This is a genomic window from Hydrogenophaga sp. SL48 (assembly GCF_021729865.1).
GTDB lineage: Bacteria > Pseudomonadota > Gammaproteobacteria > Burkholderiales > Burkholderiaceae_C > Hydrogenophaga.
Window position 1 is genome coordinate 2,044,881 of sequence record NZ_CP063400.1, and the last position, 22,358, is coordinate 2,067,238.

A 22,358-nucleotide genomic window follows, 5' to 3' on the forward strand; every position below is an offset into this window, starting at 1 on the left:
GGCCGCGCCTTACTTGACGCTGTTCAAGCCACTGAGCACCTTGTCGGTGATGTCGTGCTTGGGGTTGATGTAGACGGCTTCTTGAAGGATAAGGTCGTACTTTTCTGTCTCCGCCACCTGCTTGATCACGCGGTTGGCTTTCTCAAGAACCTGCTGGAGTTCCTCATTCTTGCGCAAGGTCACGTCTTCCTGGAACTCGCGTTGCTTGCGCTGGAAGTCGCGATCTTGATCGACCAACTGACGCTGGCGAGCGATGCGTTGCGCTTCCGGCAATGTGGGCGCTTCCCGCTCCAACTTTTCTGACGCGGCTTTGAGCTGGCCGCCCAAAGTCTGCAGATCCTTCTCGCGGCGCGAAAACTCCTGCTCCAGTTTGGCCTGAGATGCTTTGGCAAGATTGGCCTCGCGAAGCACTCGCTCGGTGCTGACAAAGCCGATCTTGAAATCCTGCGCCCCTGCCGCGAGTGCGACGCATGCACCGGCCAGCAAAACGGCGAGATGGCGCGCGAAACGGCGCTGAGAAGTCTTCATCAAAAAGAGGTTCCGATCTGAAACTGGAATTTCTGGATTCTATCGCCCGAGAACTTGCGCACGGGGTTGGCAAGAGCGAACCGCAGCGGACCCACAGGGGAAATCCAGCTCAAGCCGATGCCAACCGATGACCGCAACTGACTCAGGTCCACGCTCTCCGACTCCCCGTACACATTGCCCGCATCGACAAAGGCAAACCAGCGCAGCGTGCGGTCGTTGCCCGCCCCAGGAAACGGTGCGATGAACTCGGCGTTGAGCACCAGGTTGCGCGCACCGCCGACGTTGACGGTTTCACCGGTCGTGGACCCCATGACCGCGGAAGTGGGGCCCAAGGTGCCTTGCTCGAACCCGCGCACAGAACCCAGGCCACCACCGTAGAAGTTGCGCAGCACAGGGTAGGGCTTTCCACCCAGACCCTTGCCAACGCCCAGTTCAGTATTGAAGGCGAGTGTGTACTGGCGGGTCAGCGCAACATACTGTTGAAACTGGTAGGTCAACTTGGCGTAACGCCTGTCACCACCCAAGCCAAATTCGGTGTTGAAACGCTGCAGGCGTCCGGTCGTGGGGACCAGCGCACTGTCGCGGTTGTCACGCGCCCACCCGATCGTGGCCGGAAGGTAAGTCCCACTCTGATCGCGATAGGCTTCGGGCAACTGATCGCCCTCCTTCACCTTTACGCGCTCGGCACCCGCCCCGAAATACACCGTGTCCGTCTCGGTGAAGGGCACGCCAAAGCGCACACCCACACCCGGCGTGGCGATTTCGTAGTCACCCCCCTGCGCGTCGTAGGGACGGGTGGTCTTGTAGTAAAGGTCAAAGGTGCGCGAGATGCCGTCTTCGGTGAAGTACGGGTTGGTCGTGCTCAGGACGAACTGTCGGTTGTACTTGCTCGTGTTCAGGTCCAGCCCGAGGTAGTTCCCGCTGCCGAACACGTTTTCCTGCTTGATGCTGGCAATCAGCGACAGCTTGTCGGCTTGCGAATAACCCGCACCAATGGACAGGTTGCCGGTGGGCTTCTCGGCCACGGTGACCGTGAGGTCCACCTGGTCATTGGACCCGGGCACGGGTTCGGTCTCGATGCCAACCTCAGTGAAAAACCCCAGACGGTCGACACGATCGCGCGACAAGCGGATGCGGTCGCTGTCATACCACGCCGACTCCAGCTGGCGGAACTCGCGCCGGATGATCTCGTCACGGGTCCGGTTGTTGCCTTCGACATTGATGCGACGCACGTACACGCGACGCGCCGGCTGCGCGCGAAGCACGAACGCCACGCGGTTGTTGGCCCGATCGATCACAGGACTCGCTTCGACCTGAGCAAAAGCGTAGCCAAAGGCCCCAAAGTAATCGGTGAACGCCTTGACCGTGCGCGTCACGTCCTCGGCGTTGTAAGCCTCACCCGCCCGGACGCTCACCAGCGACTTGAACTCCTGCTCTTTGCCCAGGTACTCGCCTTCCAGCGTCACCGAAGAAACCACGAAGCGGTTGCCCTCTGTGATGTTGATGGTCACCGACATGTCGCGCTTGTCGGGGGAAATCGCCACCTGGGTCGAGTCGATGCGGAACTCCAGATAGCCACGCGCCAGGTAGTAGGAACGCAGCGACTCCTGATCGGCATTGAGCTTCGCCCGCGAATAACGATCTGCCTTGGTGTACCAGCTCATCCAGCCACCGGTGTCCAGATCGAACAGGTCGCGCAGCGTGGACTCCGAGAAGGCCTTGTTGCCAACGATGCGGATGTCCTTGATCTTGGCCACTTCGCCTTCGACCACGTTGAAATTCAAGTTGACGCGATTGCGTTCGCCCGGTGTGACCGTCGTCACCACCTGAGCAGCGTACATGCTTCGGTTGATGTACTGTCGCTTGAGTTCCTGTTCGGCACGGTCGGCCAGCGCCTTGTCAAAAGGGCGCCCCTCAGCCAGACCCACTTCGCGCAGTGACTTCTTCAATATCTCGGCGTCGAACTCCTTGATCCCCGAGAAGCTCACATCGGCCACTGTGGGCCGCTCTTCCACGATCACGACGAGCACATCGCCATTGATCTGCAAACGCACATCAGTGAACAAACCCAGCCCGAACAGCGAGCGAATCGCCGTTGAACCCTTGTCATCGCTGTATTGATCGCCGATGCGAAACGGCAGCGACGCGAACACCGTCCCAGGCTCCACGCGCTGCAACCCCTCGACGCGGATGTCCTTCAATGTGAATGGATCCACAGCCCATGCAGGCAGCGCTGCAAACAAGGAGGAGGCGACGGTCAACAGCGTCAGGCCACGCAGTCGGTGATGGATTTTTTTCATGAAGAGAGAGGGTTCAGCCCACCAAGCGGGTGATATCGTTGAACAGGGCGACGGACATGAGTGCCAACAGCACCGCCACACCCCCGCGCTGCAGCCGCTCCAGCCAGACGTCCGAGACGCTTCGACCAGTGACACCCTCCCAAAGATAATACATCAGGTGCCCCCCATCGAGCACTGGCAGCGGCAGCAAGTTCAATACGCCGAGACTCACGCTGATCAGGGCCAGAAACACCAAGTATGACGTCAACCCGATGCTGGCCGACTTGCCTGCGTAATCCGCAATGGTGAGTGGCCCGCTCAGGTTCTTGAGCGAGGCTTCGCCGATGACCATTCGGCCCATCATCTTGAGGGTGAGCCAGGACACCTCCCAGGTGCGGACCACGCCCAGCCAGAGGCCGTCCACCACACCATGTCGCACCGTGGTCATGGCCGGCGCGGACCCCACATAGGCTCCAATGCGGCCGATCCAGACACCCTCGACCTGCTCCAGGCGCGGCTGCACATTCAGCTTCAAGGCCTGACCTGCGCGTGAAACATCCCATTGTTGTGTCGAGGCATTCCCCTGCGCACCCACCGACTGACGGATCGACATGCGCAGCGACTGCCCGTCAGCCACAGGCCGGCCGTTCACCCGCAACACGTGATCTCCGGCTTTCAGCCCCGCCGCTTCGGCCGCCCCTCCCGGCATCACCTCACCCATCACTGGAGCGGTCCAGGGGGCGGTGATGCCGATGCGTTGAAACAGGCTGGCGTCGGCCTCGCGCACTGTCAGGCCACTCAAAGGCAAGATCAACATGCGGGTGGGAGCGCCCTCTTCCCGCGCCACCCATAGTCGCATGTCCATGCCCGACAGCGCCGACTGGGTCAAGCGCCAGCGCAGATCCTCGAAAGAGCCGACCGGCGACGCTTCATCATCGCCAGACGCCGTCTCAGCCACCCACTCGCCCCCCAACAGGCCCGCCTTCTCGGCCAGAGAGCCCGCCACGGGACCCGCCAGAACGGGCTTGGGCTCTTCGACACCCATCCAGTTCACCGCCGTGTACAAAACGACCGCCAGCAGCAGGTTGGCCAGTGGCCCTGCCGCCACGATCGCCGCTCGGGAACGCAGGGGCTGGGTATTGAACGCGAGGTGGCGCTCTGCCGCGTCCACAGGGGCTTCACGCTCGTCCAGCATGCGCACGTAGCCCCCGAGCGGCAGCATGCACAGCACAAACTCCGTGGGGTTGCCTGGCCGTTGCCAGCGAACCAAGGGCTTGCCGAACCCCACGGAATAGCGCAGCACCTTGACACCACAAGCCACCGCCACCCTGTAGTGACCGTACTCGTGCACAGCGATCAACAGGCCCAGGGCCACCACAAAGGCAATCAGGGTCATCATCTTGAATCTTTCGAAAGGCCTCCACCGCGCCCGGCGGAGAAGTCACGGCTCAGGGGTCACCTGCGACTCAAACGGTGTAGCGCGCCACACAAGATGCTGCCATCGCCCGGGCTTCGGCATCGATGGCCAGCAAGGCGTCCAGGTCATCGGACTTGGAGGGGCTCAGGGCGCCCAAAGTTGCGTGATTGACCGCATGAATCTGGTCAAACCTCAAACGGCGTGACAGAAATGCCTCCACGGCCACCTCGTTGGCCGCGTTGAGCACGGCCGTGGTGCCTGCCGTTGCGGCCAGCGCATCCCAGGCCAGACGCAACCCAGGGAAGCGCCGCTCGTCCGGCACCTCAAAGGTCAACGCACCCAAGGTCGAAAAATCGAGCGCGGCCGCGCCAGATGCCATCCGCTCCGGCCACGAAAGGCCGTATGCGATCGGCACACGCATGTCGGGCGTCCCCAGCTGGGCCACCACGGAGCGGTCGTGGTACTGCACCATGGAGTGGATCACGCTCTGGGGGTGAATCACCACCTCGATTCGGGAGGGTTCCAGACCGAACAGGTGGTGCGCCTCAATGACCTCCAGCGCCTTGTTCATCATGGTGGCCGAGTCCACCGAGATCTTTCGCCCCATGACCCAGTTGGGGTGGGCGCAGGCCTGCTCCGGTGTGATCTCGGCGAGCGTGGCCGGGTCACGTTGACGGAAGGGCCCACCCGATGCGGTCAACACGATCTTGTCCACACGGCGCGTCCAGCTTGACGCGTCTTCAGGCAACGACTGGAAGATGGCCGAGTGCTCGCTGTCGATGGGCAGCAAGGTGCCGCCACCGTCGCGCACCGCGCGCATGAACATCTCGCCTCCGACCACCAGGGCTTCCTTATTGGCGAGCAACAGCTTCTTGCCCGCGCGGGCCGCGGCCAGACTCGGAGCCAGCCCCGCAGCACCCACGATGGCGGCCATGACCGTGTCAACTTCCGGATCGGCGCTCACCTCGCACAAGGCATGGGCGCCAGACAACACCTGAACCGACAGACCCAGATCTTTCACCCGGTCAGCGAGCTGCCGGGCATGCATGGGGCTGGACATCACGGCGAACCGGGGCGAATGGAGGCGGCACTGGGACAGCAACAAGTCGACCTGGGTCGCGGCCGTGAGCGCGAACACCCTGAACCGTTCCGGGTGACGAGACAACACGTCGAGCGTGCTCGTGCCGATGGAGCCCGTGGAACCCAGGATGGTGACGTTTTGCAGGGACGAACTCATGGTTTCAGCGTACTCGTGATCAACATGGCCACCGGCAACACCGGCAGCAAGGCATCCACTCGGTCCAACACGCCTCCGTGCCCGGGCAGCAACTGGCTGGAGTCTTTCATGCCGGCCCCACGTTTGACCAGCGACTCCAGCAAGTCCCCAACCACACTGGTGCCCGCCAGAACAACAAACACAACAACCGCCCAAACAGGGCTGGCGGTCCACAGCTGGGCGAACAGGCTGGGCGCCGCGGCCGGAAACCGTTGGTCAAACCAGATCCAGAACCAGCCCAACAGGCACACACCCAACACGCCGCTGAACACACCTTCCCAGCTTTTGCCGGGACTCAGGGTGGGCGCCAGCTTGCGCCGGCCGAAGGCCCGTCCACCCGCGTAGGCGGCGATATCGGCGGCCCACACAAGGGTCAACACCGACAGCAGAAACCCCAGGCCCACGATGCGGGCCTGCACCAGTGCCAGCCAGGCACACGCCAGCAGCACCAGTCCGCCGGCCAAGCGCGACCAGGCAGGCCATGACAACCACCCCGCCACACCCCGGCGCAACATCACCACAGACAACACCAGCCAAGCTGCCGACGCCGCCCACCAGACCTCAGGCCACGACCGCTCCAGACCTCCCCACCACCAGAAAAAACACACGGCCAACCCCAGCGTGCCGCCCAGCAGCCTGGCGCTCCATTCGCTGCACCCATTGAGCCGTGCCCACTCCCAACCTGCCGCCCCCATCACCAGCGCCGACAGCGCGGTGAAGGGCTCCATTGAGGGGTAAAACATCGCAGGCAGCAGCACCGCCAGCAGCAGCAACGCCGTGACGATCCGCTGCTTAAGCATGGGATGGCGCCACCAATTGTTCGGACGTCAGGCCAAAGCGCCTCTCGCGTCCCGCAAAATCGGCAAACGCCCGGTCCAATTCGGCGGCATCAAAATCGGGCCAGAGACAGGGGGTGAAAAACAGCTCGGTGTACGCACACTGCCACAGCAGGAAGTTGCTGATTCGCATCTCCCCCCCCCGTGCGAATCAGCAAATCGGGATCCCCCACGTGGGCCAGCGCTGTGGTCTCGCACAGCCCAGCCTCGGTGACTTCTTTGCCCTGCTCGACCAGTCGACGCGCAGCCTGCGCAATGTCCCAGCGCCCGCCGTAGTTGAAACAGACGTTGAGCACCATTTTCTGATTGTGCGCCGTGGTTTGCTCGGCTTTTTGCAAGCCCTGCAAAACACGTGGCGACAGGCCACCCGCTTCACCTGGGAAATGGAGTTGAACGCCGTTTTTGCCGAGCTTGGGCACTTCCCTGGACAAGGCCATCAGCAGCAGGCTCATCAGACCGGACACCTCGTCTTCCGGACGGCTCCAGTTTTCCGACGAGAAGGCAAACACGGTCAGCACCTGGACATTGCGCTCCAGGCAAGCTCGCACGGTGCGCCGCAGCGCGTCCACACCTTGTTTGTGTCCCGCCACGCGGGGTAGGTGGCGCTTTTGCGCCCAGCGTCCATTGCCATCCATCACGATGGCCACGTGGCGAGGGACACAGGAGGCGGGCGGCGGGGTGTGGGCCATCAGCACAGACAGGGGATGCAGTTCATGGAGCAAAGCGATGCCAAATGGCCACGCATCAAACGGCCATGATGTCTTGCTCTTTGGCCGCCACCAGCCGATCCACCTCGCCAATGACGCGATCGGTGAGCTTCTGGATCTCGTCCACCGAGCGGCGCTCATCGTCTTCCGATGCCAGTTTGTCCTTCACCAGTCTTTTGACGTGTTCGTTGGCATCGCGACGCAGATTCCGGATGGCGATCTTGGCGGCTTCACCTTCGCCTCGAACGACCTTGGTCAGCTCCTTGCGGCGCTCCTCGGTCATGGGCGGCATGGGCACGCGGATCAGATCACCCTGGCTCGCAGGGTTCAAGCCCAGATCAGACTCGCGGATGGCCTTTTCGATTTTCGCGCCCATGCCCTTTTCCCACGGCGCCACGCCAATCGTGCGGGCATCCAGCAACGTCAGGTTGGCTACCTGCGACAACGGGACCATGGAACCGTAGTAGTCCACGTGCACCGTGTCGAGCAACTGGGGGTTGGGGCGACCGGTACGGACTTTGGTCAGGTTGTTCTTGAAGGACTCCACCGATTGCTGCATTTTGTGCTCTGCGGTGTTGCGAATCTCGGTCGTGCTCATGAATGCTCCTCAATGCGACTGATGGGGGTGTTCCTGGGGTGTCAAACGTGGACCAGGGTGCCCTCGTCGCCACCCAGCACCACGTTGCGCAGCGCGCCCGGCTTGAAAATCGAAAACACCTTGACGGGCAGCTTCTGGTCGCGGCACAGCGCAAACGCCGTGGCGTCCATCACCTGCAGATTCTTGGCCATGGCCTCGTCGAAGGTCAACGTGGCATAGCGAGTGGCCTTCGGGTCCTTGTTCGGGTCAGCGCTGTACACCCCGTCGACCTTGGTGGCCTTGAGCACAATTTCAGCACCGATTTCGGCGCCGCGCAGCGCTGCGGCCGTGTCGGTGGTGAAAAACGGATTGCCCGTGCCTGCGGCGAAGACCACGACCTTGCCCTCTTCCAGGTACTGCAGGGCTTTGGGGCGCACATAAGGCTCGACCACCTGCTCGATGGCAATGGCCGACATCACACGGGCCACCAGGCCCGCCTTGTCCATGGTGTCGGCCAACGCCAACGCGTTCATCACCGTGGCCAGCATGCCCATGTAATCTGCGGTCGCGCGGTCCATGCCCACCGATCCACCAGCGACGCCGCGAAAGATGTTTCCACCACCAATCACGATCGCCACCTGCACACCCAGGCGGGTGACCTCGGCAATCTCCTCCACCATGCGCGCGATGGTGGCACGGTTGATGCCGAAGGCGTCGTCCCCCATGAGGGCCTCACCGGACAGTTTCAGCAGGATGCGTTTGTAGGCTGGCATGGAAGATTTCCCTAATATCAACTCGATCTGGACCCGACCGGCAAGTGTACCGAGGAGCGGCGGGCGATCCCGCACTCAAAACACCTGCCGTCCGCAAAAGCCAGGTTTCACATACGACAACGGGCCTTGCGGCCCGTTGTCTGGATCGGCGAACGAACCGCCAATCGGGTGCCGTTATGCGCCCTTGGCCGCAGCGACCTGCGCTGCCACTTCTGCCGCAAAGTCGTCAACCTTCTTCTCGATGCCCTCGCCCACCACGTACATGGTGAACGATTTGACGGTGGTGCCGGTGGCTTTGAGCATCGCACCCACGGTCTGTTTGCCGTCAGCGGCTTTCACAAACACCTGGTCAAACAGCGAGACCTCCTTCAGGTACTTCTGCACCGCACCGTCGATGCGCTTGGCAACGATCTCGGCGCTTTGCGCTGGCTTGCCAGCCGCCACCAGTTCCTTGTTGGCTTCGTCCGCCTTGGCCGTGGCCACGGACCGCTCCCGCTCGATGAACTCGGCCGGCACATCGGCGCTGGTCAGCGCCACCGGCTTCATGGCGGCCACGTGCATTGCCACATCCTTGGACGCCACGGCATCGCCTTCAAACTCCACCACCACGCCAATGCGCGTGCCGTGCAGGTAGCTCACCAGTGAAGCACCGTCGGCATAGCGTTTGAAGCGGCGGAAACTCATGTTTTCGCCGATCTTGCCAATCAAACCCTTGCGCACGTCTTCCAGCGTGGGGCCGAAGTTGTCCTGACTGTAGGACAGGCCTCCCAGCGCCGCAACGTCGGCGGGGTTGTGCTCGGCCACCAGCTTGGCAGCGGCATTGGCCAGCGCCAGGAAACTGTCGTTCTTGGTCACGAAGTCGGTTTCGCAGTTGACTTCAATCAGCGCACCGGTATTGCCACTGAGGTAGCTCGCGACCACGCCTTCGGCCGTCACGCGGCTGGCGGCCTTGCCAGCCTTGGTGCCGAGCTTGACGCGCAACAACTCTTCGGCCTTGGCCATGTCGCCATCGGCTTCGGTCAGCGCCTTTTTGCACTCCATCATCGGCGCGTCAGTCTTTGCGCGCAGTTCACCAACCATGCTTGCGGTAATTGCCATTTCAGTTCTCCATTGGCCGCATCGAACCCACAACGGGGACACGGACTCATCGATTGATCGGTTTCGCTTGTGAAAAAGGGGCTACTGGAGCCCCTCTTTCGCTCAGCGGCGAGGCTCAGGCAGCCGCGTCTTCCTTGACCTCAACGAACTCGTCGCCGCCTTCGGCAGCCACAGCCCTGACGACATCGTTCACCGCATTGGAACGGCCTTCGATGATCGCGTCAGCGATGCCACGGGCGTACAGCGCCACGGCACGGGCCGAGTCGTCGTTACCAGGAATCACGTAATCGATGCCAATGGGCGAGTGATTGGTATCGACCACACCAACCAGTGGGATGCCCAGCTTCTGGGCCTCGAGGATGGCGATCTTGTGGAAACCCACGTCGATCACAAAGATAGCATCGGGCAGTGCAGCCATGTCCTGAATGCCACCAATATCCTTCTCCAGCTTTTCCATTTCGCGAGCAAACATCAGCTGCTCTTTCTTGGTCATGCTGTCCAGACCGGCTTCTTTCTGGGCCTGCATGTCTTTCAGACGCTTGATCGAGGTCTTGACGGTCTTGAAGTTGGTCAGCATGCCGCCGAGCCAACGCTGATCAACGAACGGCACGCCAGCACGGCGGGCTTCCTGGGCCACGATGTCGCGCGACTGGCGCTTGGTGCCCACCATCAGGATCGTGCCGCGATTGGCGGACAACTGCTTCACGAATTTGGCAGCCTCCTCAAACAGGGGCAGCGTCTTTTCGAGGTTGACGATGTGAATTTTGTTGCGGTGACCGAAGATGTACGGGGCCATCTTGGGGTTCCAGAAGCGGGTTTGGTGACCAAAATGGACACCGGCTTCCAGCATTTCGCGCATGGAGATAGACATGAGAAAGATTCCAGAGGTTGAGACTAAAATCCAGCCCCGATTGCTTGCAAACCAAGCCACATTTCGGGCCTAGCTCGACAAAACAACACCTGGTTGGGCTGGTTTGAGATTGACTCTGCAGAGGGAGATCGGAACAAGCGTTCCGCCCATCGCCCGCAAAGCCAGTCAATTATAGCAGCCCGGGCCACAACCAAGCGCCTGCACTCCAAACGGCTTTTCAGCAAGCCAAACTCTCTTTTTGCCCCATCCATGCCAGCACTCCCGCCACAAGAACGATCGACCGTGCGTCTGCCAGAGTCCTTGAACCCTTCAACTGGAGCGATGCCTTGCGACTGGCAGTGATCGGGGCAGGCGTGGTGGGTGTGACCACGGCCTATGAACTGACCGAAGACGGACATGAGGTCACGGTGTTTGAGCGCCACAACACGGCGGCCGAGGGCGCCAGCTTCGCCAATGGTGGCTTGATTGCCCCGGAATGGATCGCCGCCCAGGCGGCGGCGGCATGGCGTTCGGATCAGGCCACGGGTTTTCGCGCCTTATGGCGGTCGGTTCGCGCAGGCAAGGCACCTCGACATGCCAACCCCGCACCGGGTCTGCTCCACCTGGCGCGATACAGCTCCGAACGTTTGATCGCGCTCACCGAGCAACATCAGTTGACCCTGGACAGCCATCAGGGCTTGCTGGTCCTCTGGCGCAGCGAACGAGAGGCCGTCCTGGCCCAGTCCATGCAAGCGGAGATTCGTGAAATGGGTGGCGAATGTGCCCTTTTGGAGGCCGCCCAGGCGCGGGATCTGGAGTCGGCCCTCAACGCAGAAACAGCCCTGCACAGCGCGTTGCTGCTTCCTGATGCGTGGTCGGCCAATTGCCGGCAGTTCACGTTGCAAATGCGGGCCATGGCTCAACAGCGAGGCTGCCAGTTTGAGTTCGACACGGCGGTGCAGGGCCTGGAGATTGGCAACGGCGTCCAGGTTCTGGCCACGGGGCCGGCCCACAACGCCCACCGATTTGACGGGGTGGTGGTGTGTGCCGGCACCGCCAGCGCCGAACTGCTGCGTCCGCTGGGGCTTCGCGTCCCGCTCCACGCCCTGCGAGGCCATTCTCTCAGCGCCGCAGTGCGCGAACCCCTCGACGCTCCACTGTCGGTTGTGCACGACCATCGCCTCCAAGTCACCATGGCCCGCATGGGCCAGAGGGTCAGGGTGTCGAGCACGGGGCATTACGACCATGCCACCGAGAAGTCGCCGAAAGAAATCAAAAAACTGTACGCGGTGTTGAACGACTGGTTTCCCGGCGCCATCCGCTTGGGGGGTGCTGCGAACGTACAGGAATGGTCCAGCACCGTGTCGATCACACCCGATGGCCTGCCTCTGTTGGGCCATGCTGGATTGCCCGGCGTTTGGCTCAACCTGGGACACGGCATGCACGGATGGGCCATGGCGTGCGGCAGCGCGCGCACGATCGCAGACCAGGTGGCAGGCCTGTCGCCCGCTGTGGATCTGGCGTCATACAACCCTGGGCGATTCGATCGCTGAAGAACATCGGCGGCGTCGGCACCACTCCGTGATGAAATGCGGACAGACGCAGTTCCCGTTGCGGCGCGCACCCCCATGCAGTCATGCGCCAGCGCTTGAAGGTCATTTTTTGACGAGGATCCCAACAGCATGCAGGTATCTCTCTGCGGTCCCACCTTCCCAACCAAAAGCGCCACCATGGGCATGTTCTGTTTCGCTAGCGGAAAGCTGCTCGACCCCTTCAAGGCGCGGGCTGCGCCCGCTGCCGCACCGTCCGCACACTGTGGTGATCGCGACACCCGGCTGAACAACCCATGAAACGGATCGGCACATCGGGCTCAGAGCAACTTTATGACGTGGAGGGCACGCGAGCGATCGAGCGCGCCTTGGCTTCCAAGCTTCTGCCTTTTGAACTCATGGACCGGGCCGGGCTGGCCGTCGCGCGTCTCGCGCTGGCGGTTGCGCCCCACAGTCGGCACATCTGGGTCGCCTGTGGACCCGGCAACAACGGCGGCGACGGTTTGGTGGCGGCAAGGCACCTGCTGGGCCACTCCCGTCGAAACGGTGGCCATCTTCACGTGACCGTCACGCTATGCGGCGACATGGCCCGGCTGCCGCCCGACGCAGCGCGCGCGCTTGACAGGGCACTGGAAACCGGCGTTGTGATCGCCCCGCGCCCCCCTCGTGTGTTCGATTGCGCGATCGACGCCCTGCTCGGACTGGGCGCACAACGCCCCCCCGAAGGCCGCCTGGCCGAGCAACTGCAGACCATGCACAGCGGCAGTGCCACTGTGCTCAGCGTGGACCTGCCCAGCGGCCTGCTGGCTGACACCGGCGTCTACTTCGGTCCTGCGCCCAAGATCGGGCCAGGTCCACGCCACACATTGTCTCTGTTGACTCTCAAACCCGGACTCTTCACGGCCGACGGAAGGGACATGGCAGGCACCGTGTGGTTCGACGACCTGGGCGCCACACCCCTGGACCAGGTCGCCCCGGTTGCCATGCTGCAGTGCGTACTGACCACATCGCCTCAGCGCGCGCAGGCGGCCCACAAAGGCAGTCAAGGTGACGTGGTGGTGGTCGGTGGTCAGGGCGTCGCCATCACCGGCGCCGGCATGACCGGTGCCGCCATTCTGGCCGCTCGTGCCGCCCTGCATGCGGGCTCAGGGCGGGTGTATGTGGGCCTGCTGAATGGCGCAGAGCCCTCCGTGCACTGGGATCCTCAATGCCCTGAACTCATGTTTCGAGAGATCGACACGCTGCTTCAGGATCACCGCCTGCTGCAGAACGCAGGCGTGGTGTGCGGCTGCGGAGGTGGATCTGCCGTGGTGGTCCGACTGCCGCAGCTTTTGTCAACGTGCCCCACGCTGGTGTTGGATGCCGATGCGCTGAACGCCATTGCGCAAGATGCGCTGCTGCAGACACTCACCAGGCAGCGCGCTCTGCGCGGGTGGGTGACCGTGCTCACCCCCCACCCACTGGAAGCCGCCAGGCTGCTCGGTCAGAGCACCGGCACCGTGATGTCAGACCGCCTGGCTGCCGCGCAAGCCTTGACCAAACAACTCGGAGCCATATGTGTGCTCAAGGGCTCGGGCAGCGTGATCACCGGACCGGAGCAGACACCCGTCATCAACGCCAGTGGCAATCCGCTGCTGGCCACGGCAGGCACAGGCGATGTTCTCGCAGGCATGGTGGGTGCCGCGCTGGCCGTGCCGCCCAGGTCTGCTTTTCAAGCGGTTGCAACCGCTGTGGCCCAGCATGGTCAATTGGCCGATCGCTGGGACCGCGAGCGCATGGGTGAACTCACCGCAGGACGCCTCGCGCTGAAAACACGGCACCTGCGCTGAGAGCAGTAGAAATCAGCCAAGCATGATCAGGCCGATCTGCAACAGAACAATCAGCACCATCACAGACAGGTCGACGCCGCCGACCAGGGGCAGGACGCGGCGGATCGGCTTGAGGAGCGGGCCACACAAGCGGTCCAGCGTCGTCAGCACCGGAGAGGCTGGCTGCACCCATGACAGCACGGCGAAGATGAGCAAAAGCACCATCAGACCCTGAAGCAGCACGCGCAGCAACAGCTTGAACGCCAACGACGGGATCGCGAGCAGAGGCGCCACCGCCGAACCATCTGTAGGTGACACAGCAGTCACCAGCACCACCCACACCCCCCCATAAGCCAGCGCCAGCAACAGTGCCGCCACGAGACTGCCCCAGTCGATCCGGCTGTGCACCATCGCCTTGGGCAGGAACCGCCGAACAGGTGCCACCAGCCAATGGGTCAATGCCATTACAAAACGACCTGGCTGCGCGGACATGTTGACGCGAAGCTGATTCATCCAGGCCCTCAGAAGAGCGGCTCCGACCAAAAAGAAGAACAGGGTTTCCAGCAGAAAAAAAAGCACCCTCATCAGCGACGCCCCTTGCGAGATTTGCCTGAGGGTTGCCGTGCGCTGCTCCGAGCTTCATTCCGGCTCGAAGAACGTCCCGAGGGGCTCTTGCCTGCGGCCGGCGAGGACGGCGCCTTGCCCGGCTTCTTGGTCTGCTGTTTGGAGTGGGCACTGCGAGGTGTGCCCTCCTCCACCTCGGCAGCGCCACCCGTCTTGTCACGCATGGCGCGGAGAACCAGATCGTCTTCACCCGACACCAAGCGGAAATCGATGCGCCGGCCATCCAGGTCCACACGGCTCACTTGCACCTGGACGCGGGTCCCCAACGCATAGCGAATGCCGGTGCGCTCCCCGCGCAGCTCCTGTCGGGCTTCATCGAAGCGGAAATACTCACCGCCCAACTCAGTGATGTGAACCAGCCCTTCAACATACATGGCATCCAGCGTGACGAACAACCCAAAGCTCGTGACCGAGCTCACAACCCCGCTGAACTCCTCGCCCAGGTGCTCGCGCATGTACTTGCACTTGAGCCAGGCTTCCACGTCGCGACTGGCTTCGTCAGCCCGCCGCTCATTGGCGCTGCAATGCAACCCAGCGGCTTGCCAGGCCAAGGTGTCGGCAGACGGCTTTTTGACCTGTTCACCCGCAACGGGTGGCTTCACGCGACTGGCCAGGCGCTTGCTCAACTTGGCGTGCGCTTCCCCCGGTGTGGGCAAGACGGGCAACTGGTACCGCTGCTTGTTGAGGATGGCCTTGATGACGCGGTGAACCAGCAGATCCGGGTAGCGCCGGATCGGGCTGGTGAAGTGGGTGTAAGCCTCGAACGCCAAACCAAAGTGGCCCTGGTTCATGGGGGTGTAGATGGCCTGCTGCATGGAGCGCAACAGCATCATGTGGATTTGCTGGGCTTCAGGCCTGTCTTTGGTTGCCGCCGCGATCTGCTGGAACTCTGAGGGCTGCGGGTTGTCGCTGATGGTTTGCGGCACCCCCATGGCTTTGAGGTAGTTGCGCAGAATGTCCTGCTTCTCTGGGGTCGGGCCCTCGTGCACCCGGAACAGCCCCACGTGTTTGCCCTGGCTGATGAAATCGGCCGAACAGACGTTGGCCGCCAGCATCGCCTCCTCGATCAGCTTGTGTGCATCGTTGCGGGTGCGGGGCACGATCTTTTCGATCCGACCCGATTCGTCGCAAACGATCTGCGTTTCGGTGGTTTCAAAGTCCACCGCTCCGCGTGCATTGCGCGCAGTCAGCAGGGCACGGTAAACATCGTGCAGATTCAGGAGATACGGCACCAAGGGCTTGCGCAGCGCCGCTTCTGGTCCACGCGTGTTCTGAAGAATCGCCGCCACCTCGGTGTAGGTGAAACGAGCGTGGCTGAACATGACCGCCGGGTAGAACTGGTAGGCGTGCACCTCGCCCTTCGCGTTGACCAGCATGTCGCAGACCATGCACAGGCGCTCCACGCCGGGGTTGAGGGAGCAAAGGCCGTTGGACAGTTTTTCCGGCAGCATCGGGATCACACGACGCGGAAAGTAAACCGACGTGGCGCGATCATAGGCATCCACATCGATGGCCGAACCCGTTTGCACGTAGTGGCTCACATCTGCAATGGCCACGAGCAATCGCCAGCCCTTGGCGCGTCCCACCTTGGCTGGTTCGCAATACACGGCGTCATCGAAGTCGCGCGCATCTTCGCCATCGATGGTGACAAGCGGCACGTCGCGCAGGTCGACACGGTTTTTGTGGTCTGCCGAGCGCACATGGTCGGGAAGACCTCGTGCCTGGGCCAGTGTCGCCTCGGAGAACTGATGAGGCACGTCGTACTTGCGCACGGCAATTTCGATTTCCATGCCAGGATCGTCGATTTCGCCAAGCACTTCCTTCACACGCCCCACTGGCTGCCCGTAGAGTGCTGGAGGTTCGGTGAGTTCGACCACCACGACCTGACCAGGCTTGGCGGAGCCCGTGGCGCCCTTTGGAATCAGAACATCCTGGCCATAGCGCTTGTCCTCCGGGGCAACGAGCCACACACCGCTTTCCTGCAGCAGTCGCCCGATGATGGGCGAGCTGGAACGTTCGATGATTTCAGTCACCCGTCCTTCCGGACGGCCTTTCCGGTCCGTGCGCACGATCCGTGCCTTGACGCGGTCCTTGTGCAACACCGCCCGCATTTCGTTGGAAGGCAGATAGATATCAGCCTGCCCGTCGTCGCGGACCACAAAACCATGTCCGTCGCGATGACCGGACACGACGCCTTCAAACTCGGCCAACAGATTGTTTTTTTCGTTCACTTTTGAGGTTCTTTTTTATCGTGCTATACTAGCGTTTTTCCTGAAATGCCCAGGTGGCGGAATTGGTAGACGCACTAGTTTCAGGTACTAGCGCTGAGAGGCGTGGAGGTTCGAGTCCTCTCCTGGGCACCAATCATAAGGGGTTGCAAACACGATGTTTGCAACCCCTTTTTTGTTTTCCCTTTCGGGAAAATGGCGGTCAATGACCGCCATCAAAAAGGCACCGCCAGCAGGTCGTGTCCTTCGGCCGCAACGATGCGAGCCTTCGTGAACTCTCCCACTTTCAGTGTCTTGCTGATTTTCTCTGGCGGCAGCAGTCGAACGACGCCATCAATCTCCGGCGCGTCGGCGTAGCTCCGGCCCACACCCCCCTTCTTGCCCATGCCCGGCGCTGAATCCACCAGCACCTGCATGGTGGCGCCCACCCGCTCGCGCAATTTTTCGGATGACACCGCTTCGGCCACGGCCATGAAACGCGCGCGGCGCTCCTCGCGCACCGCATCGGGAACCGCATCGGGCAACGCATTCGCCGCCGCGCCATTCACCGGCGAGTAAGCAAAACAACCCGCTCGATCGATGCGAGCCTCCCGCACGAAATCCAGGAGGTGCTGGAACTCGGTCTCGGTTTCGCCGGGGAAGCCGGCGATGAAGGTACTGCGCACCACGATCTCGGGACACAGCTCACGCCAACGGGCAATGCGCTCCAGGTTCTTTTCGCCGCTGGCAGGGCGCTTCATGCGCTTGAGCACGTCAGGGTGGCTGTGCTGCAGCGGCACGTCGAGATAGGGCAAGCACAAGCCTTCTGCCATCAACGGAATGACGTCGTCCACGTGCGGGTAGGGGTACACATAGTGCAAGCGCACCCAGGCACCAAACCCCTTGGCCAGTTCACCCAGGGTCCGCACAAGATCGAACATGCGGGTCTTCACTGGCTTGCCATCCCAAAAGCCCGTGCGGTACTGCATGTCCACACCATAGGCAGACGTGTCTTGGCTCACCACGAGCAACTCTTTCACGCCCGATTCAAACAGCTTCCTTGCCTCCGTGAGCACATCGCCGATGGGGCGACTCACCAGATCACCGCGCATCGATGGGATGATGCAGAAGGTGCAGCGGTGGTTGCAACCCTCGCTGATTTTGAGATAGGCGTAGTGACGAGGCGTCAACTTGATGCCTTGCGCAGGCACCAGATCCACGAACGGGTCATGCGGCTTGGGCAGGTGCTGGTGCACCGCCTCCATCACTTCATGGGTCGCATGCGGTCCTGTCACTGCAAGAACGCTGGGGTGCATCTCCCGCACCATGTTGCCGCCGCCTGCGCCTTCACGCGCCCCCAGACACCCGGTGACGATCACCTTGCCGTTCTCAGCCAACGCCTCACCGATGGTGTCCAGGCTCTCCCTGACGGCATCGTCGATGAAACCGCAGGTGTTGACGATCACCAGATCGGCGCCTGCGAAAGTCTTGGAGGTTTGATAACCCTCAGCGCTGAGTTGCGTGAGGATGAGTTCGGAGTCGGTGAGCGCCTTGGGGCAGCCGAGGCTCACAAAACCCACTTTGGGCGCGGAAGCACCCGAGGAAATAGCTGTTTCTGTCATGGTCTGATTGTCTCAGACCCTTGACCTCGGTGCGCTGCCAGCCTCAGCGCTTGAGCCCGAGGGCAGCCAGCATCTGTTCGCTGTGTTTCTGCATCTGCTCCTGCATCTGGGTGAACGCGGTTCGGGACTGCTCCATGTAGGTGCCCATCATGCCCTGCATCATCGGCGACTGAACATTGGTGAACTGCTTCCACAAATCAGGATTCACACCCTTGGTCTGCTCGGTCATTTTGTTCTGCAGGTCCATGAAGATCTGGACGTTCCTTTCCAGGTAGGTTCCCATGAAGTCCTGCATGGCATGGCCATAGAACCGGATGATGTTGGCCAACACCTGCTCGGTGAAGATCGGCACCCCGGCGGTTTCTTCCTCAAGAATGATCTGCAAAAGGATGCTGCGGGTGAGGTCGTCGTTCGTCTTGGCGTCGCGCACCACGAAACGCTCGTTGTCCATCACCAATGCTTTGACCTCAGCCAACGTGATGTACGAGGAAGTGTCGGTGTCGTACAGCCGACGGTTGGGGTATTTCTTGATGACCCGCACGGCGTCTGGGTGGGGTCCATTGGCATCTGCCTTGCTTTTTTGCACTACACGACTTTCTTGAGTGAACAGGACACCACCCGGTGTCGGGGCTGACGTTACGCCACATTCTAGAAACCGGAGACCCGCATGGCGAGCATGGGTTTACCCTGTGCGGCAAAAGAACCCCCACACGGTGTGTTCGGCACAAAGCAAAAAGGGCCTGACTGACGTCTGGCCCTTTGATTTCCGGAGATGTTTGGTAGGCGCGATTGGACTCGAACCAACGACCCCCACCATGTCAAGGTGGTGCTCTAACCAGCTGAGCTACGCGCCTACAAACTGTCCGAAGCCTCGCAGTATAGCAGCTTTTATGCGCTTATCGAAACACCCACTATTCATTTGCGCCTGACCACGCGCACGCCAGCCACATCACCCACCACCGCCATGGCCCGCGAGACCTGACGGGCATCGGTGACCTCAATCGTGAAGGTCATCCAGGCAATGCCTTTGACCGACTGCGTCTGCACACCGATCACGTTCATTTTCTCTCGCGCGAACACTTCGGAGATGTCCCTCAGCAAACCTTGTCTGTCCAGCGCCTCGACCGCCACATCGACCGGGTACACCGCTGCGTGGCCATCGCGGCCTGCGGGCGTCTGACCGCCCCATTGAACATCAATCACCCGATCGGGACTCTTTCGCTGCAAATGAGCAAAGTCACTGCAGTCACTTCGATGGATGCTCACGCCCTTGCCCCTTGTGACGAACCCCCGAATGTCGTCGGGCGGCGCCGGCTTGCAACATTTGGCCAGCTGGGTCATCAGGGAGTCCACGCCCACGACCAGCACTCCGCCTCCGGTTGAACTGCTCGCCTTGCGGGGCTTCTTCAACCAAGGTGGCACCTCGTCGACCACGGCAGGTTCGCCGGGGCGCAGTTGCACCTCGATGGCTCGCAGTGACAACTCGTCCTTGCCCACTTGTTCGAACAGCTCCTGTGCCGAATTCAGGCCCATGGTGCTGGCCAGTTCATCAAAACGCAGCGCTGTGCGTCCCTCCCGCTGCAAGAGCTTTTCCACCGCCTCACGGCCACGCGCCACGGTCTCTTCCATGGCCAGGACGTTGAACCACGCGCGCACCTTGCTCTTGGCGCGGTGACTGACCAGAAAACCGAGTTCGGCATTCAGCCAGTCGCGTGAGGGGCCTCCGTCTTTGGTGGCAATGATCTCGACCGTCTGACCGTTCTGCAACGGCGTGTTGAGCGTGACCATCACGCCGTCCACCCGGGCCCCGCGGCAACGGTGACCCAGGCTGGTATGAACCGAGTAGGCAAAATCCACAGGCGTCCCGCCTTGCGGCAGCTCGACGATTGCCGCATCGGGCGTGAGCACGTAGATGCGATCGTCGAACAGCCCCTGGGCCGTTCCGCTGAGATCGCGCTCCCAGGCCAACAACTGGCGCAGCACAGCGATCTTGGCGTCGTATTCCGAGCTGGCCGATACACCGGCGTAGCCCTTGGCGCCCGCCTCCTTGTAGGCCCAGTGGGCCGCCACGCCGTGCTCGGCGTGATCGTGCATGGCCTGCGTCCGGATCTGGATTTCAAACGCCCTGCCCTGCGCGTCGCGCACCACGGTGTGCAGCGACTGATAACCATTGGGCTTGGGTTTGGCGATGTAGTCGTCAAACTCTTCAGGCACCGGGGTGAAATGAGCGTGCACCAGGGCCAGCACGCCATAGCAGTCGTTCTTCTCCGGCACCACCACGCGCAGCGCGCGGATGTCGAACACGCGGTCAAAGTCCAGTGACTTGCCACGCATTTTCTTGACGATGCTGTAAATGTGTTTGGGCCGTCCCTGCACCGAGGCCTGTATGCCCTGGCCCTGCAGGTCCTGCTCCAGCTGGGCTCGCACTTGCTCCACATGGACTTCTCGCTCGGCCCGCTTTTCATCCAGAAACCGCGCGACCTGCTTGTACGTCTCAGGCTCAAGGAAACGGAACGCCAGATCCTCCATTTCCCACTTGATCTGCCAGATGCCCAAACGGTTGGCCAACGGCGCGAACACGTGCAGCGACTCGCTCGCGAGCGCCTGCCCTGGGTCCTCCTTGCAGGTGGCGAAATAGCGCAGGGTCTGCAGCCGAGAAGCCAGGCGCAACATGACCACCCGCAGATCGCGCGAGAACGCCAGCAGCATCTTGCGCACGTTCTCCGTCTGGCTCGCGGCCAGCTCGGACACCGGCGCCTTGGCCTGCGAAGTCAACGGCAACGCCGCTTCATGCGCAGCCTGGCGTTCCTCGTTCTTTTTGGCCAGCACCTCGGCCGACTTGATTCGCGCCTGCCGCTGCAGCTGCACCAGCTTGGTCGTCTCCAGCGCCAGCGCGGCGTAGTTGTCACCAAACGCTTTGGCAATCACCTCTTGCGGCCGGTTCAGGTGCTGGCAGGCATAGACCAGGTAAGCGGCGGCCTGCATCGCCTCGGAGCCACCGATGTCCCTCAGCACCGCGGCCACGGCGTCGGCGTGAGCGAGGATGTTTTCACCCGTGTCGAGCTGCTCACAGGCCAGCAGCGGCTCGGCAAAGGCGCGCGCGCGCGCCAGGGCCTGGGCCTCGTGCGGCAGGCTGTCAGACGTGGCGGCCACAATGGCCGATGGCTGGGAAGGGGGAGCCACAGCAGCGCTGTACTTCATGGCAATGGTTCGACGTCAAGCCGCCGCAAGAAAATCGCGCACGGCAGCGATCTGATCGGCGGCCACCAGGGTGGGCGCATGCCCCACGCCCGCGAACTCAACACATCGCGCGCGCGGTCCGCGCTCGGCCATGGCCCTCGCGGTGTCCTGGGTGAGCAGATCGGATTCGGCGCCACGCAGCAGCAAGGTGGGCGCGGTGATCGCGTCGTACAGCCCCCACAATGCGGCCTCCCCGTCCCGTACCGATTGCCTGGCGGCCGCCTGGTCGGTGGCGTCCGTCAGCGCCCTGAGCGGCAACGCAAGTCCCGGGTCGTAGTGCAGCCACCAGCGGCCATCCCGCTGCCGCAGCATGGGGAGCGTGAGCGCCAGCCATTGCTCGGGTGTGTGAGGGCCAAATCCGCTGGAAATGGCCGCCAGCTGGTCCGACGCCTCCTTTTCGCTGCCGAAGGAGGGGTTGAGGCCCAGGTAGGTGCCGATGCGCTGCAGCGCTTCCCACTGGATCACGGGGCCGACGTCGTTGAGCACCAGCCTGCGCAGACCCAAGGTCGGTTGGGCGGCGAGTGCCATGCCGATCAGGCCTCCCATGCTGGTCCCCACCCAGTCGATCTGGACGTCGGGATCCTGTTCCCGCAAGTGCATGATCAAGGTGGCCATGTCCGCCACATAGGTACCCACCTGGTAGGCCATGGGATCGGCGAGCCAATCGCTGTGCCCTCGCCCAGCGACATCCACCGCGAGCACGCGCGCCTGGCTGGTCAGTTCACGGGCCAAGGTATCGAAGTCCCGCCCCTGGCGCGACAGACCATGCACACACAGCACCACCCGGTGGACGTCAGCGCCTGGGGCTGCGGGCCAATCCCAGTAGGCCATGCGGCGTGCGTTGCCGCCAGTGGCCAGAGGTCCGCCCACCGCAAGAAACCGAAGCTGGGGCATCTGACTGGAACCGCTCATCCCTTGTGACTCCGTGATAATGACTCGCATGTGTTTGAACCTATCGTAATGGAA

17 protein-coding genes, 2 tRNA genes and 1 pseudogene are annotated in these 22,358 nt (G+C 62.3%); 3 read left to right on the top strand and 17 right to left on the bottom strand.

Features of this window, described 5'->3' with window-relative positions:
* Nucleotides 1–9 precede the first annotated feature (9 nt).
* The 10 genes and pseudogenes from IM738_RS09700 to rpsB form a co-directional block, all read right to left on the bottom strand.
* Complete coding sequence (locus tag IM738_RS09700; RefSeq protein ID WP_236965659.1) at nucleotides 10–528, bottom strand: OmpH family outer membrane protein; 519 nt, start codon at nucleotides 526–528, stop codon at nucleotides 10–12.
* Entirely contained in the window at nucleotides 528–2,828 is a 2,301-nt protein-coding gene (bamA, locus tag IM738_RS09705; RefSeq protein ID WP_236965660.1) for an outer membrane protein assembly factor BamA, read from the bottom strand. The genes IM738_RS09700 and bamA overlap by 1 nt, the downstream gene beginning before the upstream one ends.
* 13 nt (nucleotides 2,829–2,841) lie before the next feature.
* The gene (gene rseP / locus IM738_RS09710) at nucleotides 2,842–4,206 is read right to left on the bottom strand and encodes an RIP metalloprotease RseP (RefSeq protein WP_236965661.1); all 1,365 of its coding nucleotides are present in this window, start codon (nucleotides 4,204–4,206) and stop codon (nucleotides 2,842–2,844) included.
* Nucleotides 4,207–4,273: 67 nt separating this feature from the next.
* Nucleotides 4,274–5,461 (bottom strand): 1-deoxy-D-xylulose-5-phosphate reductoisomerase, encoded by a 1,188-nt coding sequence (gene ispC, locus IM738_RS09715; protein WP_236965662.1) that lies wholly within the window; start codon nucleotides 5,459–5,461, stop codon nucleotides 4,274–4,276.
* Nucleotides 5,458–6,300 carry a phosphatidate cytidylyltransferase gene (locus IM738_RS09720; protein ID WP_236965663.1) on the bottom strand — a complete coding sequence of 281 codons (843 nt, stop codon included), beginning with the start codon at nucleotides 6,298–6,300 and terminating at the stop codon, nucleotides 5,458–5,460. The genes ispC and IM738_RS09720 overlap by 4 nt, the downstream gene beginning before the upstream one ends.
* A pseudogene (uppS, locus tag IM738_RS09725) lies at nucleotides 6,293–7,025 on the bottom strand (polyprenyl diphosphate synthase). The gene IM738_RS09720 and the pseudogene uppS overlap by 8 nt, the downstream one beginning before the upstream one ends.
* A gap of 55 nt (nucleotides 7,026–7,080) precedes the next feature.
* Complete coding sequence (frr, locus tag IM738_RS09730) at nucleotides 7,081–7,641, bottom strand: ribosome recycling factor (RefSeq protein ID WP_236965664.1); 561 nt, start codon at nucleotides 7,639–7,641, stop codon at nucleotides 7,081–7,083.
* Between the two features lie 41 nt (nucleotides 7,642–7,682).
* Complete coding sequence (gene pyrH, locus IM738_RS09735) at nucleotides 7,683–8,393, bottom strand: UMP kinase (RefSeq protein ID WP_236965665.1); 711 nt, start codon at nucleotides 8,391–8,393, stop codon at nucleotides 7,683–7,685.
* A 174-nt stretch (nucleotides 8,394–8,567) separates the two neighbouring features.
* Nucleotides 8,568–9,491: a translation elongation factor Ts gene (gene tsf, locus IM738_RS09740; protein WP_236965666.1), complete on the bottom strand. Its 924-nt coding sequence runs from the start codon at nucleotides 9,489–9,491 to the stop codon at nucleotides 8,568–8,570.
* Between the two features lie 115 nt (nucleotides 9,492–9,606).
* On the bottom strand, nucleotides 9,607–10,362 hold the full coding sequence (gene rpsB, locus IM738_RS09745; protein ID WP_236965667.1) for a 30S ribosomal protein S2: 756 nt from the start codon (nucleotides 10,360–10,362) through the stop codon (nucleotides 9,607–9,609).
* A gap of 326 nt (nucleotides 10,363–10,688) precedes the next feature.
* On the opposite strand from rpsB, the gene IM738_RS09750 reads away from it, so the two are divergent.
* Nucleotides 10,689–11,894 (top strand): FAD-dependent oxidoreductase, encoded by a 1,206-nt coding sequence (locus IM738_RS09750; protein WP_236965668.1) that lies wholly within the window; start codon nucleotides 10,689–10,691, stop codon nucleotides 11,892–11,894.
* Nucleotides 11,895–12,187: 293 nt separating this feature from the next.
* Complete coding sequence (locus tag IM738_RS09755) at nucleotides 12,188–13,720, top strand: NAD(P)H-hydrate dehydratase (protein WP_236965669.1); 1,533 nt, start codon at nucleotides 12,188–12,190, stop codon at nucleotides 13,718–13,720.
* A 12-nt stretch (nucleotides 13,721–13,732) separates the two neighbouring features.
* Here IM738_RS09755 and IM738_RS09760 read toward each other — a convergent pair whose 3' ends face one another.
* Together IM738_RS09760 and rnr are read right to left on the bottom strand one after the other, a co-directional pair.
* Complete coding sequence (locus IM738_RS09760; RefSeq protein WP_236965670.1) at nucleotides 13,733–14,284, bottom strand: YggT family protein; 552 nt, start codon at nucleotides 14,282–14,284, stop codon at nucleotides 13,733–13,735.
* On the bottom strand, nucleotides 14,284–16,554 hold the full coding sequence (rnr, locus tag IM738_RS09765; protein WP_236965671.1) for a ribonuclease R: 2,271 nt from the start codon (nucleotides 16,552–16,554) through the stop codon (nucleotides 14,284–14,286). The genes IM738_RS09760 and rnr overlap by 1 nt, the downstream gene beginning before the upstream one ends.
* A gap of 47 nt (nucleotides 16,555–16,601) precedes the next feature.
* Here rnr and IM738_RS09770 point away from each other — a divergent pair.
* A tRNA-Leu gene (locus IM738_RS09770) sits at nucleotides 16,602–16,686 on the top strand.
* An 80-nt stretch (nucleotides 16,687–16,766) separates the two neighbouring features.
* Here the strand turns inward: IM738_RS09770 and rimO are convergent.
* From rimO to IM738_RS09795, 5 genes are all read right to left on the bottom strand, one after another.
* Complete coding sequence (gene rimO / locus IM738_RS09775; protein WP_236965672.1) at nucleotides 16,767–18,152, bottom strand: 30S ribosomal protein S12 methylthiotransferase RimO; 1,386 nt, start codon at nucleotides 18,150–18,152, stop codon at nucleotides 16,767–16,769.
* Nucleotides 18,153–18,195: 43 nt separating this feature from the next.
* Complete coding sequence (gene phaR, locus IM738_RS09780; RefSeq protein ID WP_236965673.1) at nucleotides 18,196–18,738, bottom strand: polyhydroxyalkanoate synthesis repressor PhaR; 543 nt, start codon at nucleotides 18,736–18,738, stop codon at nucleotides 18,196–18,198.
* Between the two features lie 191 nt (nucleotides 18,739–18,929).
* A tRNA-Val gene (locus tag IM738_RS09785) sits at nucleotides 18,930–19,006 on the bottom strand.
* 61 nt (nucleotides 19,007–19,067) lie between these two features.
* Nucleotides 19,068–21,353, bottom strand: coding sequence for a RelA/SpoT family protein (locus IM738_RS09790; protein WP_236965674.1), 2,286 nt, complete (start codon nucleotides 21,351–21,353; stop codon nucleotides 19,068–19,070).
* A gap of 15 nt (nucleotides 21,354–21,368) precedes the next feature.
* A complete protein-coding gene (locus IM738_RS09795) occupies nucleotides 21,369–22,304 on the bottom strand; it encodes an alpha/beta fold hydrolase (RefSeq protein WP_442908503.1) in 936 nt (311 codons plus the stop codon).
* Nucleotides 22,305–22,358: the final 54 nt, after the last annotated feature.

What these genes read in the sequence shown, in the direction of transcription:
- IM738_RS09700 (WP_236965659.1), bottom strand. Translation starts at nt 528, where the DNA reads ATGAAGACTTCTCAGCGCCGTTTCGCGCGCCATCTCGCCGTTTTGCTG.
- bamA (WP_236965660.1), bottom strand. Translation starts at nt 2,828, where the DNA reads ATGAAAAAAATCCATCACCGACTGCGTGGCCTGACGCTGTTGACCGTC.
- rseP (WP_236965661.1), bottom strand. Translation starts at nt 4,206, where the DNA reads ATGATGACCCTGATTGCCTTTGTGGTGGCCCTGGGCCTGTTGATCGCT.
- ispC (WP_236965662.1), bottom strand. Translation starts at nt 5,461, where the DNA reads ATGAGTTCGTCCCTGCAAAACGTCACCATCCTGGGTTCCACGGGCTCC.
- IM738_RS09720 (WP_236965663.1), bottom strand. Translation starts at nt 6,300, where the DNA reads ATGCTTAAGCAGCGGATCGTCACGGCGTTGCTGCTGCTGGCGGTGCTG.
- frr (WP_236965664.1), bottom strand. Translation starts at nt 7,641, where the DNA reads ATGAGCACGACCGAGATTCGCAACACCGCAGAGCACAAAATGCAGCAA.
- pyrH (WP_236965665.1), bottom strand. Translation starts at nt 8,393, where the DNA reads ATGCCAGCCTACAAACGCATCCTGCTGAAACTGTCCGGTGAGGCCCTC.
- tsf (WP_236965666.1), bottom strand. Translation starts at nt 9,491, where the DNA reads ATGGCAATTACCGCAAGCATGGTTGGTGAACTGCGCGCAAAGACTGAC.
- rpsB (WP_236965667.1), bottom strand. Translation starts at nt 10,362, where the DNA reads ATGTCTATCTCCATGCGCGAAATGCTGGAAGCCGGTGTCCATTTTGGT.
- IM738_RS09755 (WP_236965669.1), top strand. Translation starts at nt 12,188, where the DNA reads ATGAAACGGATCGGCACATCGGGCTCAGAGCAACTTTATGACGTGGAG.
- IM738_RS09760 (WP_236965670.1), bottom strand. Translation starts at nt 14,284, where the DNA reads ATGAGGGTGCTTTTTTTTCTGCTGGAAACCCTGTTCTTCTTTTTGGTC.
- rimO (WP_236965672.1), bottom strand. Translation starts at nt 18,152, where the DNA reads ATGACAGAAACAGCTATTTCCTCGGGTGCTTCCGCGCCCAAAGTGGGT.
- IM738_RS09790 (WP_236965674.1), bottom strand. Translation starts at nt 21,353, where the DNA reads ATGAAGTACAGCGCTGCTGTGGCTCCCCCTTCCCAGCCATCGGCCATT.
- IM738_RS09795 (WP_442908503.1), bottom strand. Translation starts at nt 22,304, where the DNA reads ATGAGCGGTTCCAGTCAGATGCCCCAGCTTCGGTTTCTTGCGGTGGGC.